The 17,933-nt window shown below is 65.4% G+C and carries 17 protein-coding genes; 9 read left to right on the forward strand and 8 right to left on the reverse strand.

The annotated features are described in order from the left end of the window. Nucleotides 1–13: 13 nt before the first annotated feature. Both glcE and glcD read right to left on the reverse strand, forming a co-directional pair. Entirely contained in the window at nt 14–1,090 is a 1,077-nt protein-coding gene (gene glcE / locus HWX03_RS24850; RefSeq protein ID WP_175873027.1) for a glycolate oxidase subunit GlcE, read from the reverse strand. Further along, nucleotides 1,090–2,589, reverse strand: coding sequence for a glycolate oxidase subunit GlcD (glcD, locus tag HWX03_RS24855; protein WP_175873028.1), 1,500 nt, complete (start codon nt 2,587–2,589; stop codon nt 1,090–1,092). Before glcD ends, glcE begins: the two co-directional genes overlap by 1 nt. Nucleotides 2,590–2,812: 223 nt before the next feature. Between glcD and glcC the strand changes: the two genes are divergently transcribed. The 3 genes from glcC (at nt 2,813) to HWX03_RS24870 (ending at nt 5,657) form a co-directional block, all read left to right on the forward strand. Then, the gene (gene glcC, locus HWX03_RS24860; RefSeq protein WP_174432547.1) at nt 2,813–3,583 is read left to right on the forward strand and encodes a transcriptional regulator GlcC; all 771 of its coding nucleotides are present in this window, start codon (nt 2,813–2,815) and stop codon (nt 3,581–3,583) included. 62 nt (nt 3,584–3,645) lie between these two features. Then, nucleotides 3,646–5,100 carry a DEAD/DEAH box helicase gene (locus HWX03_RS24865; RefSeq protein ID WP_175873029.1) on the forward strand — a complete coding sequence of 485 codons (1,455 nt, stop codon included), beginning with the start codon at nt 3,646–3,648 and terminating at the stop codon, nt 5,098–5,100. A gap of 173 nt (nt 5,101–5,273) precedes the next feature. Continuing rightward, nucleotides 5,274–5,657: an ATP-dependent protease gene (locus HWX03_RS24870; protein WP_175873030.1), complete on the forward strand. Its 384-nt coding sequence runs from the start codon at nt 5,274–5,276 to the stop codon at nt 5,655–5,657. A gap of 80 nt (nt 5,658–5,737) precedes the next feature. Here HWX03_RS24870 and HWX03_RS24875 read toward each other — a convergent pair whose 3' ends face one another. Further along, nucleotides 5,738–6,679, reverse strand: a complete 942-nt coding sequence (locus HWX03_RS24875; RefSeq protein WP_175873031.1) for a LysR substrate-binding domain-containing protein — start codon at nt 6,677–6,679, stop codon at nt 5,738–5,740. Nucleotides 6,680–6,755: 76 nt separating this feature from the next. On the opposite strand from HWX03_RS24875, the gene HWX03_RS24880 reads away from it, so the two are divergent. The 5 genes from HWX03_RS24880 to HWX03_RS24900 all read left to right on the forward strand — a co-directional run bounded on the left by HWX03_RS24880 (nt 6,756) and on the right by HWX03_RS24900 (nt 9,940). Beyond that, nucleotides 6,756–7,160: a nuclear transport factor 2 family protein gene (locus tag HWX03_RS24880; protein ID WP_175873188.1), complete on the forward strand. Its 405-nt coding sequence runs from the start codon at nt 6,756–6,758 to the stop codon at nt 7,158–7,160. Nucleotides 7,161–7,284: 124 nt separating this feature from the next. Continuing rightward, on the forward strand, nt 7,285–7,581 hold the full coding sequence (locus HWX03_RS24885) for a hypothetical protein (protein WP_175823669.1): 297 nt from the start codon (nt 7,285–7,287) through the stop codon (nt 7,579–7,581). Between the two features lie 100 nt (nt 7,582–7,681). Next, complete coding sequence (locus tag HWX03_RS24890) at nt 7,682–8,020, forward strand: multidrug efflux SMR transporter (RefSeq protein ID WP_175823670.1); 339 nt, start codon at nt 7,682–7,684, stop codon at nt 8,018–8,020. Between the two features lie 104 nt (nt 8,021–8,124). Then, on the forward strand, nt 8,125–8,991 hold the full coding sequence (locus tag HWX03_RS24895) for a DMT family transporter (protein ID WP_175873032.1): 867 nt from the start codon (nt 8,125–8,127) through the stop codon (nt 8,989–8,991). Nucleotides 8,992–9,061: 70 nt separating this feature from the next. Beyond that, nucleotides 9,062–9,940, forward strand: a complete 879-nt coding sequence (locus HWX03_RS24900) for a hypothetical protein (protein ID WP_175873033.1) — start codon at nt 9,062–9,064, stop codon at nt 9,938–9,940. Nucleotides 9,941–10,193: 253 nt separating this feature from the next. Here HWX03_RS24900 and HWX03_RS24905 read toward each other — a convergent pair whose 3' ends face one another. The 5 genes from HWX03_RS24905 to ugpC form a co-directional block, all read right to left on the reverse strand. Then, nucleotides 10,194–11,045, reverse strand: coding sequence for a carbohydrate ABC transporter permease (locus HWX03_RS24905; RefSeq protein WP_006482683.1), 852 nt, complete (start codon nt 11,043–11,045; stop codon nt 10,194–10,196). 21 nt (nt 11,046–11,066) lie between these two features. After that, nucleotides 11,067–12,011 (reverse strand): sugar ABC transporter permease, encoded by a 945-nt coding sequence (locus tag HWX03_RS24910; RefSeq protein ID WP_175873034.1) that lies wholly within the window; start codon nt 12,009–12,011, stop codon nt 11,067–11,069. Between the two features lie 54 nt (nt 12,012–12,065). Continuing rightward, nucleotides 12,066–13,325, reverse strand: a complete 1,260-nt coding sequence (locus HWX03_RS24915) for an extracellular solute-binding protein (protein ID WP_175873035.1) — start codon at nt 13,323–13,325, stop codon at nt 12,066–12,068. 63 nt (nt 13,326–13,388) lie between these two features. Beyond that, the gene (locus HWX03_RS24920) at nt 13,389–15,374 is read right to left on the reverse strand and encodes a beta-galactosidase (RefSeq protein ID WP_175873036.1); all 1,986 of its coding nucleotides are present in this window, start codon (nt 15,372–15,374) and stop codon (nt 13,389–13,391) included. Between the two features lie 8 nt (nt 15,375–15,382). Next, nucleotides 15,383–16,531, reverse strand: coding sequence for a sn-glycerol-3-phosphate ABC transporter ATP-binding protein UgpC (gene ugpC, locus HWX03_RS24925; protein ID WP_175873037.1), 1,149 nt, complete (start codon nt 16,529–16,531; stop codon nt 15,383–15,385). A 189-nt stretch (nt 16,532–16,720) separates the two neighbouring features. On the opposite strand from ugpC, the gene HWX03_RS24930 reads away from it, so the two are divergent. Further along, nucleotides 16,721–17,776: a LacI family DNA-binding transcriptional regulator gene (locus HWX03_RS24930; RefSeq protein WP_175873038.1), complete on the forward strand. Its 1,056-nt coding sequence runs from the start codon at nt 16,721–16,723 to the stop codon at nt 17,774–17,776. Nucleotides 17,777–17,933: the final 157 nt, after the last annotated feature.

Here is a 17,933-nt window from a genome sequence, read left to right on the forward strand (position 1 = left end):
GATCGGGTTCGCGTCAGAAGTCGGCGTAGAGCCGGCCGGGATTGAAAATCGCGTGCGGGTCGAGCTGCGCCTTGAGCTGTCGATGCACGCGCAGCAGCGCGGGCGGCAGCGGCTGGAACGGCTCGGGCGTCGTACCGGGCGTGAAGCAGGTCGCGTGGCCGCCGCACTGCGCGGCGAAGCGCTGCACGTCGGCCGGCGCGGCGTCGGTCTTCAGCCAGCGCTGCGCGCCGCCCCAGTCGACGAGCTGCGCGCCCGCGAGCGCGTCGAGCGGCGCGGCGGCCGGCACCGACACGCGCCACAGCGGGCGCGGATCGTCGAAAAACGGCAGCGCGAGGTCGCGCAGCCGCGTCCAGAAGCCATCGTCGCGGTCGTCCATCCGGTCGCCGCCGATCGTGTCGCGCGCAGCCTTCACCGAGCCTTCGCCGCCTTCGATCCGCACGCGCAGCACGCCGTCCGCGTGGCACGCGCCCGCGAGCGGCAGCCCCGCGCGACGCCACGCGGCGACGCGCTGCACGGCTTCGCTTGCCGTCAGCGTCAACGCGAGCTCGCCGGTCGCGCGCGGCTTCGGCAGCACCTTCAGCGACACCTCGGTCACGATGCCGAGGCAGCCGAAACTGCCCGCGAGCAGCCGCGACACGTCGTAGCCCGCGACGTTCTTCATCACCTCGCCGCCGAAGCGCAGGTGTTTCGCGTGGCCGGTGATCACGCGGCAGCCGAGCACGAAGTCGCGCACCGCGCCGGCCCATGGGCGGCGCGGCCCCGACAGCGCCGCCGCGACCATGCCGCCGACCGTCGCCGCGCCGCCGAACGACGGCGGCTCGCACGGCAGCATCTGGCCGGCTGCGTCGAGCATCGCGTCGAGATCGGCGAGCGGCGTGCCCGCGCGCGCGGTGATCACGAGCTCGGTCGGGTCGTACGATACGACGCCGCGATGCGTGCGCACGTCGAGCGTGCGGCCTTCGACCGGGCGGCCGACGAACGCCTTCGTGCCGGCGCCGCGGATGTGCAGCGGCTGGCGATCGCGGATCGCCGCGTCGACCTGCGCGACGAGCGCCGCGCTGTCGTCGATCGATTCGATGTCGCGTCGCATCAGAAGCGCTCCAGTTCGGGAAACGGCAGCTTGCCGTGATGGACGTGCATCGCGCCGAATTCGGCGCAGCGGTGCAGCGTCGGGATGTTCTTGCCGGGATTGAGCAGGCGCTGCGGATCGAACGCGGCCTTCACCGCGTGGAAGAACGTGATTTCGTCGGCGTTGAACTGCACGCACATCTGGTTGATCTTCTCGCGCCCGACGCCGTGCTCGCCGGTGATGCTGCCGCCCGCCGCGACGCACAGCTCGAGGATCTTGCCGCCGAGCGCCTCCGCGCGGTCGAGCTCGCCGGGCCGGTTCGCATCGAACAGGATCAGCGGATGCATGTTGCCGTCGCCCGCGTGGAACACGTTCGCGACCGGCAGCCCGTATTCGGCGGACAGCGCGGCGATCCCTTCGAGCACGCGCGGCAGTTCGCGGCGCGGGATCGTGCCGTCCATGCAGTAGTAGTCGGGCGACATGCGGCCGACCGCCGGGAACGCGTTCTTGCGGCCGGCCCAGAAGCGCTGGCGCTCGGCCTCGTCCCGCGCGACGCGAATCTCGCTCGCGCCCGCGTCGCGCAGCAGCGCGGCGACGCGTTCGGCGTCCTCGTCGACGTCGCTCGCCGCACCGTCGAGCTCGCACAGCAGGATCGCCTGCGCGTCGACCGGATAGCCCGCGTGGATGAAATCCTCGGCCGCACGGATCGCGAGGTTGTCCATCATCTCGAGGCCGCCGGGAATCACGCCCGCGCCGATGATCCGCGCGACCGCGACGCCGGCCTCGGCGACGTCGTCGAAGCTTGCCATCAACACCTTCACGCACGGCGGCTTCGGCAGCAGCTTCACGGTCACTTCGGTGACGATCCCGAGCATGCCTTCGGAGCCGGTGAACAGCGCGAGCAGGTCGAAACCCGGTGCGTCGAGCGCATCGGCGCCGAGCGTGAGCGTGTCGCCGTCGATCGTCAGGATCTCGACCTTCAGGATGTTGTGCACCGTGAGCCCGTATTTCAGGCAGTGCACGCCGCCCGCGTTCTCGGCGACGTTGCCGCCGATCGAGCACGCGATCTGCGACGACGGATCGGGCGCGTAGTAGAGGCCGTGCGGTGCGGCGGCCTGCGAGATCGCGAGGTTGCGCACGCCGGGCTGCACGCGCGCGATGCCGGCATCGGGGTCGATGTCGAGAATCCGGTTGAACTTCGCCATCACCAGCAGGAGGCCTTTTTCGAGCGGCATCGCGCCGCCCGACAGCCCGGTGCCCGCGCCGCGCGCGACGACCGGCACGCCGTGTGCAGCCGCGACACGCAGCACCGCGCGCACCTGGTCGACCCTGTCGGGCAGCACGACGGCGAGCGGCACCGTGCGGTACGCGGCCAGCCCGTCGCATTCGAACGGCTTGAGCGCCTCGCGTTCGTGCAGCACGTCGAGGCCGGGCGCCGCCGCGTGCAGCGCGGCGACGAGTGTGGCGCGGTCGACGGTCGCCAGCGGGCCGTCGATCCGTTCGTCGTAGATGAAACTCATCGTATGTCTCCGTCTCCACCATGCAGGCGGCCGCGCGACGCGCGACACGCCGGATGGAAGGCATTCTTGGTGGGTCGTGCGGGCCTGTCCAGACGTGTCGAAGGTGGTCGTACCAGTTTTTTCGATGCCATTGAACACGCATTCTCTTCGGTTCGATGAAACCCAATCGCAACAAGGCTTTGTGCGAAAATCGACGTCATCCGTCCAAAGTGGTCATACCAGTATGGAAATGCAGGATCGAGAAAGGCCGGCGCGGCGCGTGGCCGACGTTGTCGCCGAGCGGATCGAGCAATTGATCGTCGACGGCGTGCTGAAGGCCGGGCAGGCGCTGCCGTCGGAACGGCGGCTGACCGAGAAGCTCGGCGTGTCGCGCACGGCCGTGCGCGAAGGCATGAAGCTGCTGCACGCGCGCGGGATCATCGACACCGCGCACGGCAAGGGTTCGTTCGTCGCGAGCCTGACCCCGCAGCGCGCGATCACGCCGATGATGCATCTGCTCGGCTCGCAGCCGCGCACGCTGTACGACCTGTTCGAGGTGCGCGGGATGCTCGAGGCCGAAGCCGCCCGGCTCGCGGCGCTGCGCGGCACGCCGGCCGATTTCATCCTGATCCGGCGCCGCTACGAGGAAATGACGGCGGCCGACGCGCAGGATCTCGACCCCGCCGCGCGCGCGAAGCTCGACCACGCGTTTCATCTCGCGATCTGCGAGGCGTCGCACAACCCCGTGCTCGTCAATACGCTGCAGTCGCTGACCGACCTGCTGCTCAGTTCGGTGTTCGCGTCGGTGAACAACCTCTATCACCGCGAACCGCTGAAGAAGCAGATCGATCGCCAGCATGCGCGGCTCTACAACGCGGTCACGGGGCGGCTGCCCGACCAAGCGCGCAAGGCCGCGAGCGAACATATCCGTCAGTGCGTAGACTATCTGCGCGAGATCGAGCAGGAGGAACAGCGGCTCGTGCGTTCGACGTTGCGGCTCGAAGGGTGGACGTGAGCGGGCGGGGCTTGGCCGGCGCAGTAACCGCTAGAATTGCGGTTTTCGTCCGGAATACGTCCATGTCTTTTGCCTCGCTTGGCCTGATCGAGCCGTTGCTGCGTAATCTGCAGGATCTCAATTATCAGACACCCACGCCGGTGCAGGCCAAGGCGATTCCCGTCGTGCTCGGCGGCAAGGACGTCATGGCTGCGGCACAGACCGGCACCGGCAAGACGGCCGGCTTTGCGCTGCCGCTGCTGCAACGGCTGGTGCAACACGGCCCGGCGGTGTCCAGCAACCGTGCGCGCGTGCTGGTGCTGGTGCCGACGCGCGAACTGGCTGAGCAAGTGCTGCAAAGCTTCATCGAGTACGGCAAAGGGCTCGATCTGCGATTTCTGGCCGCCTACGGCGGGGTGAGCATCAATCCTCAGATGATGAAGCTGCGCAAGGGTGTCGACGTGCTCGTTGCGACGCCGGGCCGCTTGCTCGACCTCAATCGCCAGAACGCCGTGCAGTTCGATCAGGTCCAGACGCTGGTGCTGGATGAAGCCGACCGCATGCTCGATCTCGGCTTCGCGCGCGAACTCGACGCGGTCTTTGCCGCGTTGCCCGCCAAGCGCCAGACGCTGCTGTTCTCCGCCACGTTCTCCGACGAAATCCGCACGATGGCGGCGGGCATTCTGCGCAACCCGGTCGATATCAGCGTCAGCCCACCCAACGCCACGGCGAGCAAGATCAAGCAATGGGTGGTGCCGGTCGACAAGCGGAACAAGCCCGACCTCTTCATGCACCTGGTGGCCCAAAACAAGTGGGAGCACGCGCTGGTATTCGTCAAGACCCGCAATGGCGTCGATTATCTGGCGGTCATGCTGGAGAAAGCGGGCTATGCGGTCGATACGATCCACGGCGACAAGCCGCAACCCGCGCGCCTGCGTGCGCTGGAGCGCTTCAAGGCGGGTGAAGTGCAGATGCTGGTTGCCACCGACGTCGCGGCGCGCGGGCTGGATATCGACGATCTGCCGCTGGTGATCAACGTCGATCTGCCGATCGTCGCGCAAGACTACGTGCACCGTATCGGCCGTACCGGCCGCGCGGGCGCCAGCGGAGTGGCGGTGTCCCTCGTGTGCGCCGACGAAGCGCCGCAACTGGCCGCGATCGAGGCGCTGATCCGGCAGACGCTGCGGCGTGAAGAAGAGCCGGGTTTCGAAGCCGAACACCGCGTGCCGGAAACCAGCGCGACGGGACAGATCATCAAGAAACCGAAAAAGCCGAAGAAGCCCAAGGTGCAGCAAGCTGCGCCGGTCGGCAAGCAGGCGCCGGGCAAGAAGCCGCATACGCAAGGTGGCGAAGGCAAGCGCAAGCCTGGGGCGCAGCATGCGGCGGCCACGGGTGCCGGTAAAGGCCCGGACTACACCATCGGTAGCCCGTTCAGCGCGCAGAAGCCGCGCAGCAAACCGGCCGGCAAGCCGGCTGCGGGGAAGGCTGCTGGCAAATCTGCTGGTGGTCGTGGCAAGCTTGGCAAACCGTCCAGGTAGCCTGAATCCTTCCCTTTCAACGTGCCCGATACGATTGACCCGTCCGATGCAGTGAACGAATACGGGTGGTTCGGAACAGGACCGCCGGTTTTCTCGTTAACGACCTGAAACCGCCCGCGATAAGGGCTTCGCGGCGTGACCGATGATGTGCAATGACTGAAGTGAGAGATGGAATGACGACGACATTCGACGAGGCGACTACGGCGGCGATCGCCGCGTTTGCCCAACTGGATTTCTACACGGCCGTGCAAGCGATGCGCGCCGAGGCCGATTACGACCACGAACGAGACCAGTGGATCTCGCGCTATATCGACGAGCACGGCGGCGGCGCGGACGATGCGGAATACGACGCCTTGCACGCGCGGGCCCAGGCAACCCCGGAATACGCGCAGTTCGTCGATGCGGTTCGGCGGGAAATCCTGGAATACTTCGGCGTGACCGACGATCAACTGGACTGGATGGTCGTGCTGCGCAATGACGACAGCGATGAGCTTTGGGCCGAAGTCAACCGGCAGCGGAGCGCGCTGGGAACCGGTGAAGTGCGCGGAGATCTCTGACCAGGCCTGTCATTCGCCGGTACGTTGGGCGCGCCATTTGAAGGTCGGCCCCCCCCACGGACCGGACGCTCGCCTATCCATCAATCTTCTCGCGCAAGGCGTAGCAAGACGTCAGCGAGGGCTCGAATTTTCGGTTGTGCCGCACGTTGGGGCGGATAGACGAGGAAGTAGGACAGGCCGTCTTGAACCACACCCTCGAACGGTGTCACCAGCGATCCGGCACGCAGCCGGTCTCTTGCCATTCGTGGGTCGCCGATTGCAATGCCGTGTCCTTCCATCGATGCCGCGAGCGTCAATTCGAGGGTATCGAATACGAGTCCACGTCCCGCATCGATCTGGCGTGCCCCGACATGCTCAAGCCAGCATCTCCACTCCGCGTGGCTGGGCCCGGGATGGAGCAAATCGACCTGCGCAAGGTCGGCAACGGATCGCAGTGATGTTGCCAATGCGGGCGCGCACGTCGGCGTGAGCCTCTCCGGAAACAGCGGTACCGCTTCCATACCGGTCCACTGTCCGGTGCCTCGCACGACGATGGCATCGACGTCGGACGTCGTGAAATCCGGCGTATCGTCCGCGGATGTCGAAATACGAAGCTCCGTGCCGCTCATGGCGCGATGAATGTCCGGCAGCCGCGGGAGCAACCAGCGAATGGCGAACGTGGACGGCAACTTCAACGTGAGCACCGAGGTCGCTCGTGCATGGGAATCCGCGTGCTGAACCAATTGCGTGAGCACGTTGACCGCGACCGTCAGCAGTCCATTGCCTTCTGCCGTCAACGTCAGGCCCGATACATGGCGCACAAAGAGTGCGCATCGATAATGCGTTTCCAACTGCTGTATCTGACGGCTCACTGCACCTTGCGTCCGGCATAGATGATCCGCAGCCTTGCTGACGCTGCCCAGCTGCGCAGCGGCGACGAACGACTGAATCGCCGCCAACGGTGGGAGCGGCCGCGTCAGGTCAGCCAGCGGATATGCATGCGCCGCATACCCGGGTTGCAAATTTTTCGATTGTTCGGTCATCGGTGCGTCGCTATCGTGCGTCTACCGGATGCCCTGTTCCTACGAATGAACGGGGTGGTCAACGAATGATCGGAGGATAATTTTTGACTCAACGTCGGGATCACTATATACGCAACAGGTTCGCGCTTACCTTCGGGAACTGGAGCGAGGCGATGTCGGCGCCATCTGCGCGCTATTTACGCCGGACGCGCAGATTTTCTCGCCGTTTCTCGGCTGGATGCACCCTGAGCCGTTCTTTTCGAAGGTCGCTGCCGCGTCGGGAGAAAGCAGGATTACACCGATCGATATCTGCGTCAGCACGAGTGGGGCTCGACGTGCGACAGGCTACTTCATCTACGACTGGGCCTTGAAAGACGGTTCGGTGGCGCGCTTCGAGTGCGTCGACGTATTCGAGTTCGACGTCGCGGGGCTCATCGAACGGATGATCATCGTCTACGACACCCATCCGATTCGCAGTACGGTCGGCGACAAGTACGCGTAACTGAATCGATGTCGCTCGATACCGAAGGCTGGCGTTTGCGCAGGGCTGTTCCGCATGACGTCAAACTTCCACGGATGCTGTTTCTGATGATTTGTAAGCATGTCGAAATATATCTCGACGAGCGATGTCAATCAAAGTCGCGCGCAAGTGCCAAGCGCGTCGAGACCCCGGCAAGCTACGAGTCTGTGTCGCGGTGCTGTCTATCGAAATTCTGCCTCGCTTCTCGGAAGCGGTCCGCATTCTCGACGATCCAGGTCCACATGTGAAGGCAATATGGCAGGTGGCGGAAGTTGCCTGTCAGCGGTCGTTGGCGGCGTTGTCTGGTTTTTCAAAACCCTTTCTAATCATGGGTCGTCTTTTTTACGCCGACGCTATCGATAGAAACAATCAATTCATTCAGGCGGCTGCCCGCCTCTTGTAGACCATCGAGGCTTGTATTAATCTGGCGTCTACCGGGTACCGCTGAATCCACCCCTCCCCTGCATCGTTCGGTATAAGCGACGCAGATGGCGAGGTGTGTCGTGACTTCGAGCCGATTTGCCTGGTTTGTCCTCGGACTGAGTGTGATTGCCGAAGTATTCGGCACCATTGGTCTCAAGTTCTCGTCTGGATTCACCAACCTTTCCTCTTCAGTCTTCACCGTCGTTTGCTACGCTGGCGCCGTTTGGCTCATGTCCATTACGACATTAAACGTCGAGGTGGGTCTAGCCTACGCCGCGTGGGCTGGCGCCAGTACAGCCATCACCGCCGGACTCGGAATATTGCTCTTCGGCGAGTCTGTTTCGGTATTGAAGCTCTGTGGCCTCGCAATGGCTGCAGGTAGCCTCGTTCTGCTGAATCTTGGTGATGGCCCTCCATAGCAATATCTCTCTCCTCGTCTGAGCCGATACTTAGCGAAGCCGCGAAAGTATTTATTTTATTCGCGATGGTAAATCGTTTATAAATTTTCATACTGGGATATGAGATGAAGTCTGAGAATATTTGGGCATTCGCGCTTGTTTGCGTGACCATACTCTGGGGCTGGTCATTTGTCGCAATCCATCAATCTCTAGGGTTCGTCAGTGCATCAACGTTCAACGCATATCGCTTCCTGATCGGCGCAGCGGCGATGTTCATCGTGTTGATGCGCCGCTGGCGACACGTCGAATGGCGCGCGGCGCGGCGTGCCATATTGCCCGGCGTTGTCCTTTTCATCGCATTCGCGCTCCAGACAGCCGGCATCGTTTACACGACTGCATCGAACGCGAGCTTCATTACGGGGCTCGCGGTCATATTCGCTCCAGCATTTGGCTACTGGATGCTCAAGATTCGGCCGAGCCGGCAACAGATGATCGGCGCGGCGATTGGCGCCGCCGGTCTTGCCATGTTGACGATGCGGGACCTTTCGATACACGTCGGTGATGCACTTGTCCTTGGGTGTGCAGTTTTCACGGCGCTGCACATCGTAGTCCTATCTAAGCGAAGCAAGGGGGCCGACGTCGAACTGCTTGCATTCATCCAGGTATTGGTCGTAGGCGTCCTGTCGCTGTTGTGGTCGCTGGCATTCCGCGAGTTCTCAGTTCCTACCTCACCTCAGCCCATCTGGACGGCGATCATTGTTGGAATCGGGGGAACCGCGATCGGCTACTTCGTGCAGACCCGTGCACAGGTCGAATCCGCACCAAGTCGAATCGCGCTGATTCTTGTGCTGGAGCCTGTTTTCGGCGGGCTCTTCGGATACGTCCTCGGCGGTGATCGCCTGAGTCCCGTGAACTTCGCCGGCGCAGCGCTCATCATCGTCGCGATGATCGTCACGGAGTATCACCCTCGCTTGCGCGTGGTCACGAATTGATGTCCCGATTGCGGAGAGGCAATCGGTGCTTGTGCGTGTCCCTTCAACCTTTTATTTTATGGAGAAACTCATGCGCGCTGCTTTCGATCAAGTCCAGAAAGAATCCAGTGAGCTTATCGTGATTGACCGAAGGCTCGACAACACGGCGCCTTGGCAGGAGTGGGCTAGCCAGATTGTCGACCGAGGATTCGCGATCGTCTCGATTGGGCCGGGGATGCAGGATGATTTTCATGCGCTCCAGCAGTTGGCGGGGACTGTGGGCTTTCGCGACAAGCAAGAGTTCTGCTTCGTCGGCCGGACTGACGGCTACTTTCCGGTCGGATACTCCCATATCGGAAAAGAAAATAGTGACAGGTGCGAGATCTTCAACTACTGGCATCGCTTCAAAGACGAGCATCAGCAATACGAGTTCAGCCGTAGCGAGTTTTACTCGCGTATCGCGAGCTATGAGGCGCAGGTCGCCGGCTATGGGCAGAAGTTGGTCGACGAGATCCGGAAGCGCTACGGCTACGCGCACGAAATCCCCACGCGCGACGACTCATATCTGCAATACAACCACTACCGCGAAGACCTCCGCCTCGGTAACAGCCGCTATCTGCAAGGAAAGCACGAGGACGGGCATCTGATCACGGTTATCAAGCCGAATGCGCCAGGACTCGTCCTGTTCCAGGGAGACAAGGAGTGTCTCGTCGACGTCGCGAAGGACCAGGCCATCGTGATCTCAGGGTCTCTATTAACGGAGCTCTCTGACGGCGAAATCCAACCGACTTTTCACGCCGTTCTGAACCTTACCCTGCCGACCGCCCGTGCCTCAATCGTCTACAACGTGAACGTGTTGAGCAATATCATTCCGAGCTTCAGGCAGGGCCGCGATATCCGGATGTACGACTTCGCGAACGAGCGTCATCTCGAATTCGGGCACGCTCCCTACGTCATCGAGCAGGTTTAAGCGCTGCCGATTCTGCAAAGCTACGTCGAGAGCCAGACAATTCACCATCCTCATTGTTGTTAAAAAATGAGGATGGCGTTTCGTACCCGTCTATCCCCAGTTTCATACGTTCGCCTTGGATCCGCAGAAAAGGCAAGGGTGCCGCCGTCGCCAACCGCCATCCACCCACCCCCGCAAAGCATGAAAAAAGCCCGCCGAAGCGGGCAACCTCACGATGCGGAGGGGGAGATACGAAAACGCGGCCGACGCGCGTTCAGCCTTTCGTCGCGCCGAACGTGAGCCCCGCGACGAAATGCTTCTGCATCGCGAAGAACATCGCGACCGACGGCAGCGCGGCGAGAATCGACCCGGCCGAGACAAGATTCCACGACGTCGTCCATTGCCCCTTCAACGCCGCGACACCCGCCGTGATCGGCGCGGCCTCGTCGCCCTGCGTGAGACACAGCGCCCAGAAGTAATCGTTCCACACGAACGTGAACACGAGAATCGCGAGCGCGGCCAGCGCCGGCCGGATCAGCGGCAGCACGATGCGCCAGAACACCGTCCATTCGCCCGCGCCTTCGATGCGCGCCGCCTCGATCAGCTCGAACGGCAGCTGCTTGATGAAGTTGCGCAGGAACAGCGTGCAGAACCCGGTCTGGAACGCGACGTGGAACAGGATCAGCGCTTCGACGGTATTGAACACGCCGAGCCGCAACGACAGGTCGCGCACCGGAATCATCAGCACCTGCACCGGCACGAAGTTGCCGGCGACGAACGTGCCGAACAGCGCGGTATTGCCGCGAAACCGGTAGGTCGCGAGCGCGAAGCCGGCCATCGCCGCGAGCGCGATCGAGCCGATGACCGACGGCACCGTGATCTGCACGCTGTTCCAGAAGTAATGCAGCATCGGCGATGTGGTCAGCGCGTCGCGATAGTTCTCGATCATCGCGAAGCGGCGCGGCCAGCCCCAGTAGTGACCTTCGACGAGTTCCTCGGTCGAGCGCACCGACGTGACGAACACCGCGATCATCGGCAGCAGCCAGATCACGAGCGCGACGGGCAGCGACAGCTTGTACAGCCGGCGCGATACCGGCTTCCAGTGGGCAACGGGTGTCGGAAACATGATGAGTGAACTCCCGAAAGGTCACTGTTCGTTGCGCAGCATGCGGCGCAACTGGAACACGATGTAGACGAGCATGATCGCGAACAGCACGACCGCGATCGACGCGGAATAGCCGAGCCGGTAGTACTTGATCGCCTGGTCGTACATGTAATACGCGAGCACGGTCGAGCTTTCGAACGGGCCGCCGCCCGTCATCACCGAGATCAGGTCGAAGCTGCGCAGCGCGCCGATCACGGTGACGACGATCGCCATGAAGGTGGTCGGCCGCAGTTGCGGCAGCACGACGTGCCACAGCAGCGCGAAGCCGCGCGCGCCTTCCATCCGCGCGGCTTCGATCTGTTCCGGGTTGACCGACGTGAGGCCGGTCAGGTACAGGATCATGCAGTACGCCGTCTGCGGCCACAGCGCGGCGAACACGATGCCGAAGGTCGCGTAGCGCGCGTCGCCGAGCACCGGGATGCCGTGCCCGGCGATGAGCGCGAGCAGCCCGAAAGTCGGATCGTAGAACCACGAGAAGATCAGTCCGACGACCACGCCCGACAGCACGAACGGCGCGAAGAACAGCGACTTCACGAGCCGGATGCCGCCGACCGCCTGGTTCAGGTACAGCGCGAGCGCGAGGCCGAGCGGCGGCGCGAGCATGAACAGCACGAGCCAGATCACGTTGTTGCGCAGCGCCGTGTAGAACGTCGGCGCATGCAGCAGCTCCGCGTAGTTCGCGAGGCCGACGAAGGTGCGCTCGGTCATCCCGTCCCAGTTGTACAGGCTCAGCCATAGCGTCGACAGGATCGGCCAGATCACATAGACGGCAACCATTGCGCAGGCCGGCGCGAGAAAGAGCCACGCGGCGCGCCGTTGCCGCCGCACGGCAGGCGACGGGCGGCGCGCGGGCAACGTGCTGGCGGACGGGCCGCGCGGCGGCGGTGCGGTGCCGGCGGGCGGGGGGGACGTGATCGGACTGGACACGGCAAGCCTCCTGAACGGACACGGCGGCGCGCGGCCGCCGGTTGGGTCACGCGGTCACTTCTTGTAGATCCGCTTGCGGGTCTGTTCGAGTTGCGCGAGCACCGTATCGAGCTGCGCGGGATTTGCGAGGAACTGCTGCATGCCCTTCATCCCTTCGTCGGCCATTTCCTTGGTCATGTCGCGATCGTAGAACTGCGCGACGCCGCCCTTCGTGTCGGCGAGGATCCGGAAGCCGATGCGCGAGATCGGATCGGCCGGCTCCGGCGACTTGCTGTTGGCCGACAACGAGCCGAGCCCTTCGGCGAGCTTTGCGCCCATCTCCGGCGTTTCGACGAACGCGAGGAACGTGTGCGCGTCGGCCTTGTTCTTCGCCTTGGTCGGGATGTGCAGCGATTCGACCGGGCCGTCCTCGGCGGTCGGCACCTTCGGGTCGATGATCGGGAAGCGGTAGTAGCCCATTTCCTGTTTGACGTTCGGCGGGAAGCCCGCCGCGATGAATGTGCCCATCAGCATCATCGCGGCCTTGCCCTGGAACAGGAACGGCTGCGCGCCGTCGAGATCGTAGGACAGCGCGTTGTCGATGAAGTAGCCCGAGTCGATCAGCGATTTCCACGTCGTGTAGACCTTCTTCACGCGCGGGTCGGTGTACGGCACGTCGCCGGCCATCAGCTGCTGGTGGAATGCGTTGCCGTTCAGGCGCAGGTCGAGATAGTCGAACCAGCCGGCGAGCGTCCACGCATCGCGGCCGCCGATCGCGACCGGCGTGATGCCGGCGGCCTTCAGCTTCTTGCACGCATCGAGAAACTGGTCCCAGGTCTTCGGCTCGTCGGCGATGCCGACCTTGCGGAACAGGTCCTTGCGGTAGAACAGCCCCCACGAGTAGTAGACGGTCGGCGCCGCGTACTGCTTGCCGTTATAGGACGACGCGCTGCGCGTCGACGCATACATCGCATCCCAGCCGTTCTTCGTCCAGTCGGCGCTCAGGTCCTCGAACAGCCCGCGCTTCGCGTAGTACGCCATCCGCTCGCCCGCGTGCCAGTTCACGACGTCCGGCGCGACGGTCGTGAGCCATGCGGGGAGCTGCACCTTGTACGCTTCCTCGTCGACGAAGGTCGGCTTCACGTCGATGTCGGGATGCGCCTTGTGGAACGCTTCGATCGTCGACTGCCACACCGCGCGCTGGCTCGCGCCCTTGAACGCGATGTTGATCGTCAGCGTGCCGGCATCGGCGGGCGCCGCGGCGCCGAACGAGGAGAACGCGATGGCGGCGGCGGTCGCAAGCCGGGCGGCGATGCGAAGGGGGCGATGGGTCATGAGTGTCTCCAGTCCTGTGTGTCGTTGTGCGTGACCGGCGCGTCATGGCGCCGGGGGCGGTTGCTACGAACGGCTTCGATACACGGCGACGCCTTGCGGTTCGACCTGCGCGGCGCCGAACACGAACGCGGACGGCGGCACCGCGTCGATCGTGTGCGGTGTGCGCGCGTAGTTGAATACGTAGGTCAGGCCGCCGCGCCGGCTCACGCGCACGGCGTCGCCGAGCGGCGTCGGCGTGAGGCCCGCTTCGGCGGCGACATCGGCGAACAGGCGCGTGGTGGTCGCCTCGTCGAACAGCGCGGCCCAGTAATGCAGCGCGCCGTGCGACACGCAGGCCGGATGGCCATCGGCGAAGCGCGCGTGCACGACGCTGCGCGTGTCGTCGTGCAGCTCGACGAGGTCGCGCCAGTGACGCGCTTCGCCCGCGAGCGGTGATCCGTCGCGCAACGTGCCGTCGATCCGTTCGGTCAGGTTCGGCCGCAGCGATTCGACGCGCCATACGCGTACCGGCAGGATCGACGCGAGCGGGCCGGGCGGCAGCGCTGGCGGAATCTGCAGGTCGGCGGTCTTCGAGCCGGTGCGCGGCCCGAACACCGCGTGCGCGCCGGATGCCGCGAGCCGTGACGCGAAATCGTCCGGCACGACCGGCAGCGGCGGCACGACGACGAGGCGGTAGCCGTCGAGCGGCGCGTGCGCCGACACGATGTCGACATCGAGGCCGAGCGAGCGCAGTGCCGAGTAGTACTCGAACGCGAAACGCGGGTAGTGGAAATCGGCACCCTGCGGCTGCACTTCGAACAGCCACTTCGCCTCGTAGTCGAAGACCAGCGCGACCGGTGCGCGCACCGGGCCGTTCGCGTCCGCGCCGGCGTCGTGCACGGCCGCGATCTCGCGCGCGACGCGCTGCGCTTCGCGGCCGCCTTCGTCGAGCTTGTCGTCGGGCGTGTGCAGGCCCGCGTGCATCTGTTCCTGCGCGAACGGCGCCTGCCGCCAGCGGAAGTACGACACGCAGCCGGCGCCGTGCGCGAACGCTTCCCAGCTCCACAGCCGCACCATGCCCGGCAGCGGCGCGGGGTTCCAGTGCGCCCAGTTCACGGGGCCCGGCTGCTGTTCCATCACCCAGAACGGCAGCTTCGACATGCCGCGGTACAGGTCGTGATTGAACGACGCGAAATCCGGATGGCCGGTGCGCAGCCAGCGCGCCTTCACGTCGGGCGCGAACCACAGCTCCTCGAGCGCGCCGAGCGGGTAGCTGTCCCACGTCGCGACGTCGAGGTCGCGCGCGACCTCGTAGTGATCGAACTCGGTGAACAGCTGCATGAAGTTGTGCGCGACCGGCCGGCCCGGCGAGTGCGCGCGGATCACGTCGACCTGCATCCGGTGATAGCGCGCGAGCTCGTCGGACGCGAAGCGCCGGTAGTCGAGGCGATGCGACGGATGGGCTTCGGTCACGGTGCCCACGGGCGCGTCGACTTCGTCGAAATGGCGATACTCCATGCTCCAGAACACGGTGCCCCACGCGCGGTTCAGCGCGTCGATCGTGCCGTAGCGCGCTTTCAGCCATTCGCGGAAGCGTACGAGCGCGGCCGGCGAGTAGCTGACGACGGTCTGGTGGCAGCCCAGCTCGTTGTCGGTCTGCCAGTAGCGCACGGCCGGGTGGCGGCCGTAGCGTTCGGCGACCGCCGTGCAGATCTGGCGCGACGCTTCGAGATAGGTCGGCGACGAGAAATCGTAGTGGCGGCGTGAGCCGAACGCGCGCGGGCGGCCGTCCGCGCCGATCGCGAGGATGTCGGGATGACGGTCGACCAGCCACTTCGGCGGCGTGGCGGTCGGCGTGCACATCACGATCTCGAGGCCGGCGGCGCCGAGCACGTCGACCGCCCGGTCGAGCCAGCCCCAGTTATATTCGCCCGGCGACGGCTCCATGCGGCTCCACGCGAATTCGGCGATCCGCACCTGCTCGATGCCGAGCGCTTTCATCCGGTGGGCGTCGTCGGCCCACATCGATTCCGGCCAGTGTTCCGGGTAGTAGCAGACTCCGAGGCGCATGCCGATCCTTATGCGTAGTGGTGAACGTGGACGTCGGCGCACGCGGGCACCGCGCGGCCGTCTTCGGTGAACAGATGGCAGGCCGCGGCCGGCGCGTGCACGTGCACGCGTTCGCCGGTGCGCACCTGCGCGTCGCCGGGCACCTTCGCGATCAGCGATGTGCCGCCGGGCTGGTCGAGGTGCACGTAGGTCTGCTCGCCCAGGCGTTCGACGAGCGCGACGTCGCGCGCGAGCGTCGTCGCGTCGGGCGCGGCGCCGAGCGTCAGGTGTTCGGGGCGGATGCCGAGCGTGACAGCCGCGCCTGGCGCGAGCGCGGAGCCGTCGCGCGGCAGCACGAAGGTTTCGCCGGACGGCACGAGCGTGATGGTCGTGCGATGCGCGTCGCACGCAGTCACGACGGCCGGCAGGAAGTTCATGCGCGGCGAGCCGATGAAGCCGGCGACGAAGCGGCTGGCCGGGTGGTGGTAGAGGTCGAGCGGCGCGCCGACCTGCGCGATGCTGCCGTGCTGCGCGGTATCCGCGCCGGCGTGCAGCAGCACGATCTTGTCGGCGAGCGTCATCGCCTCGGTCTGGTCGTGCGTCACGTAGACGACGCTCGCGCGTTCGAACTGCCGGTGCAGCCGCGCGATCTCGATGCGGGTCTGGCCGCGCAAGGCCGCGTCGAGATTCGACAGCGGTTCGTCGAACAGGAACACGCCGGGCTCGCGCACGATCGCGCGGCCGATCGCGACGCGCTGCCGCTGGCCGCCCGACAGCGCCTTCGGCTTGCGTTCGAGCAGCGTGTCGAGCTGCAGGATGCGCGCGGCGTCGCGCACCTTCCGGTCGATCTCGGCCTTCGGCACGCGCGCGAGCTTCAGCCCGAACGCCATGTTCTCGTACACCGTCATGTGCGGAAACAGCGCGTAGCTCTGGAACACCATCGCGACGCCGCGCTCGGCGGCTGGCACGTCGTCGACGCGGCGGCCGTCGATCGACAGCTCGCCCGCGCTCAGATCCTCGAGCCCGGCGATCATGCGCAGCAGCGTCGATTTCCCGCATCCGGACGGCCCGAGAAACACGCAGAACTCGTGCGCGCCGATCTCCAGATCGACGTCGCGAATGACCGGCGCGTGCTCGCCGTAGGCTTTCTGCACGCGTCGCATCGAGATGCTCGCCATTGTCTCCGCTCCATGTTTTAATGCGCCGTACTGCTTGATTAAGCGCTTAATCATCGCGATCAAAAAAAGGGGCGATGCGATCGCGGCCGAGTCGCGCCCGTCGGACGGGCGGCAAGGTGTGCGGCGATAGTGCGCCGCTTCGGTGAGCGAAGCAAATACTGGATCGGCGTCTCATATAGTGAGCAAGCGATGGCAACTCTGGATGAAGTGGCGCGCCGCGCCGGCGTGACGGCCGCGACGGTATCGAACGTGCTGCGCGACCGCGGCCGGGTGGGCGACGCGACGCGGGCGCGGGTGCTCGAAGCGGTCGACGCGCTCGGGTATCGGCCGCATCTCGCCGCGCGGGCGCTGGCGGAAGGGCGTGCGCCGACGGTCGCGCTGATGGTGTCGAGCATCGCGAACCCGTTCTATCCGGAGTTCGCGCTGGCGGTCGAGCGTGCGGTGCGCCGCAACGGGCAGTTCCTGATCGTCTGCAATACGAACGAAGATCCGTTGCAGGGGCGCGCGTATCTCGACCAGATCGCCGGCACGATCTCCGAGGGGATTCTCGTGACCAATGCGAACCTGCACCTGCCGGATCTGCTCGACGTCGCGCGGCGCGGCGTGCCGGTCGTGCTGTGCCTGTGGGAGCGGCCCGAGGCGCCGCCCGACGGGCTGCCGTGCGTGGCGATCGATTTCCGCGAGGCGGGACGGATCGCGACGCGGCATCTGCTCGAACTCGGTCACGAGAAAATCGGCGTGATCGTCGGCGGCGCGGCGTGCGGCGTGCAGGCGGCGCGCTACGACGGCTTCGTCGACGTGATGCGCGACGCGGGGCTCGACGCGTCGATCGTCGCGGCCGAGCACGATTCGATCGAAGGCGGCCTGCGCGCGGCCGGCCGGCTGCTCGATGCGCACCCGCAGTTGACCGCGCTGGTCGCGACCAACGACTTGCCGGCGATCGGCGCCATGCATGCGGCGGCCGATCGCGGCCGGCGCGTGCCGGACGATCTGTCGATCGTCGGCATCACCGACATTCATCTCGCCCGCGACACGCGGCCCACGCTGACGACCGTCGCGATCCCGACCGCCGAAGCGGCCGGCATCGCGGTCGAATTGCTCAATACGCTGCGCGAGGCGGGCGGGCAGGGCGACGACGCGTCGCGCGTGCGGGTCGCGTCGCTGCCGACGCTGACGGTGCGCGGCACGACCGGGCCGGCCAGCGACCGCGCCATGCACCGTGCCGCGCGATCGTCGCGTACCTGAAGCCGCGTGCCGGCCGAATATTGAACACGTGCCAGTCATGTGCCGGTGCGAGGTTCGTTGGTAGAATTCGCCTCCGTAGACCGCCGCCGATCGCGATCGATTCCGTCGACGGCTGCGCCGCGCTCTCCTATGCCGTCGTCCGCGGTGTGTGCCGCGC

Origin of the sequence: Burkholderia sp. BCC0397, assembly GCF_902832865.1 — a bacterium.
Taxonomy (GTDB): domain Bacteria; phylum Pseudomonadota; class Gammaproteobacteria; order Burkholderiales; family Burkholderiaceae; genus Burkholderia.

Coding starts and splice junctions, on each gene's coding strand:
- HWX03_RS24875 (WP_175873031.1), bottom strand. CDS start 6,679: ATGACCGAACAATCGAAAAATTTGCAACCCGGGTATGCGGCGCATGCA.
- HWX03_RS24870 (WP_175873030.1), top strand. CDS start 5,274: ATGACGACGACATTCGACGAGGCGACTACGGCGGCGATCGCCGCGTTT.
- glcD (WP_175873028.1), bottom strand. CDS start 2,589: ATGAGTTTCATCTACGACGAACGGATCGACGGCCCGCTGGCGACCGTC.
- HWX03_RS24885 (WP_175823669.1), top strand. CDS start 7,285: ATGTCAATCAAAGTCGCGCGCAAGTGCCAAGCGCGTCGAGACCCCGGC.
- glcC (WP_174432547.1), top strand. CDS start 2,813: ATGGAAATGCAGGATCGAGAAAGGCCGGCGCGGCGCGTGGCCGACGTT.
- HWX03_RS24865 (WP_175873029.1), top strand. CDS start 3,646: ATGTCTTTTGCCTCGCTTGGCCTGATCGAGCCGTTGCTGCGTAATCTG.
- HWX03_RS24920 (WP_175873036.1), bottom strand. CDS start 15,374: ATGCGCCTCGGAGTCTGCTACTACCCGGAACACTGGCCGGAATCGATG.
- HWX03_RS24930 (WP_175873038.1), top strand. CDS start 16,721: ATGGCAACTCTGGATGAAGTGGCGCGCCGCGCCGGCGTGACGGCCGCG.
- HWX03_RS24900 (WP_175873033.1), top strand. CDS start 9,062: ATGCGCGCTGCTTTCGATCAAGTCCAGAAAGAATCCAGTGAGCTTATC.
- ugpC (WP_175873037.1), bottom strand. CDS start 16,531: ATGGCGAGCATCTCGATGCGACGCGTGCAGAAAGCCTACGGCGAGCAC.
- HWX03_RS24895 (WP_175873032.1), top strand. CDS start 8,125: ATGAAGTCTGAGAATATTTGGGCATTCGCGCTTGTTTGCGTGACCATA.
- glcE (WP_175873027.1), bottom strand. CDS start 1,090: ATGCGACGCGACATCGAATCGATCGACGACAGCGCGGCGCTCGTCGCG.
- HWX03_RS24915 (WP_175873035.1), bottom strand. CDS start 13,325: ATGACCCATCGCCCCCTTCGCATCGCCGCCCGGCTTGCGACCGCCGCC.
- HWX03_RS24905 (WP_006482683.1), bottom strand. CDS start 11,045: ATGTTTCCGACACCCGTTGCCCACTGGAAGCCGGTATCGCGCCGGCTG.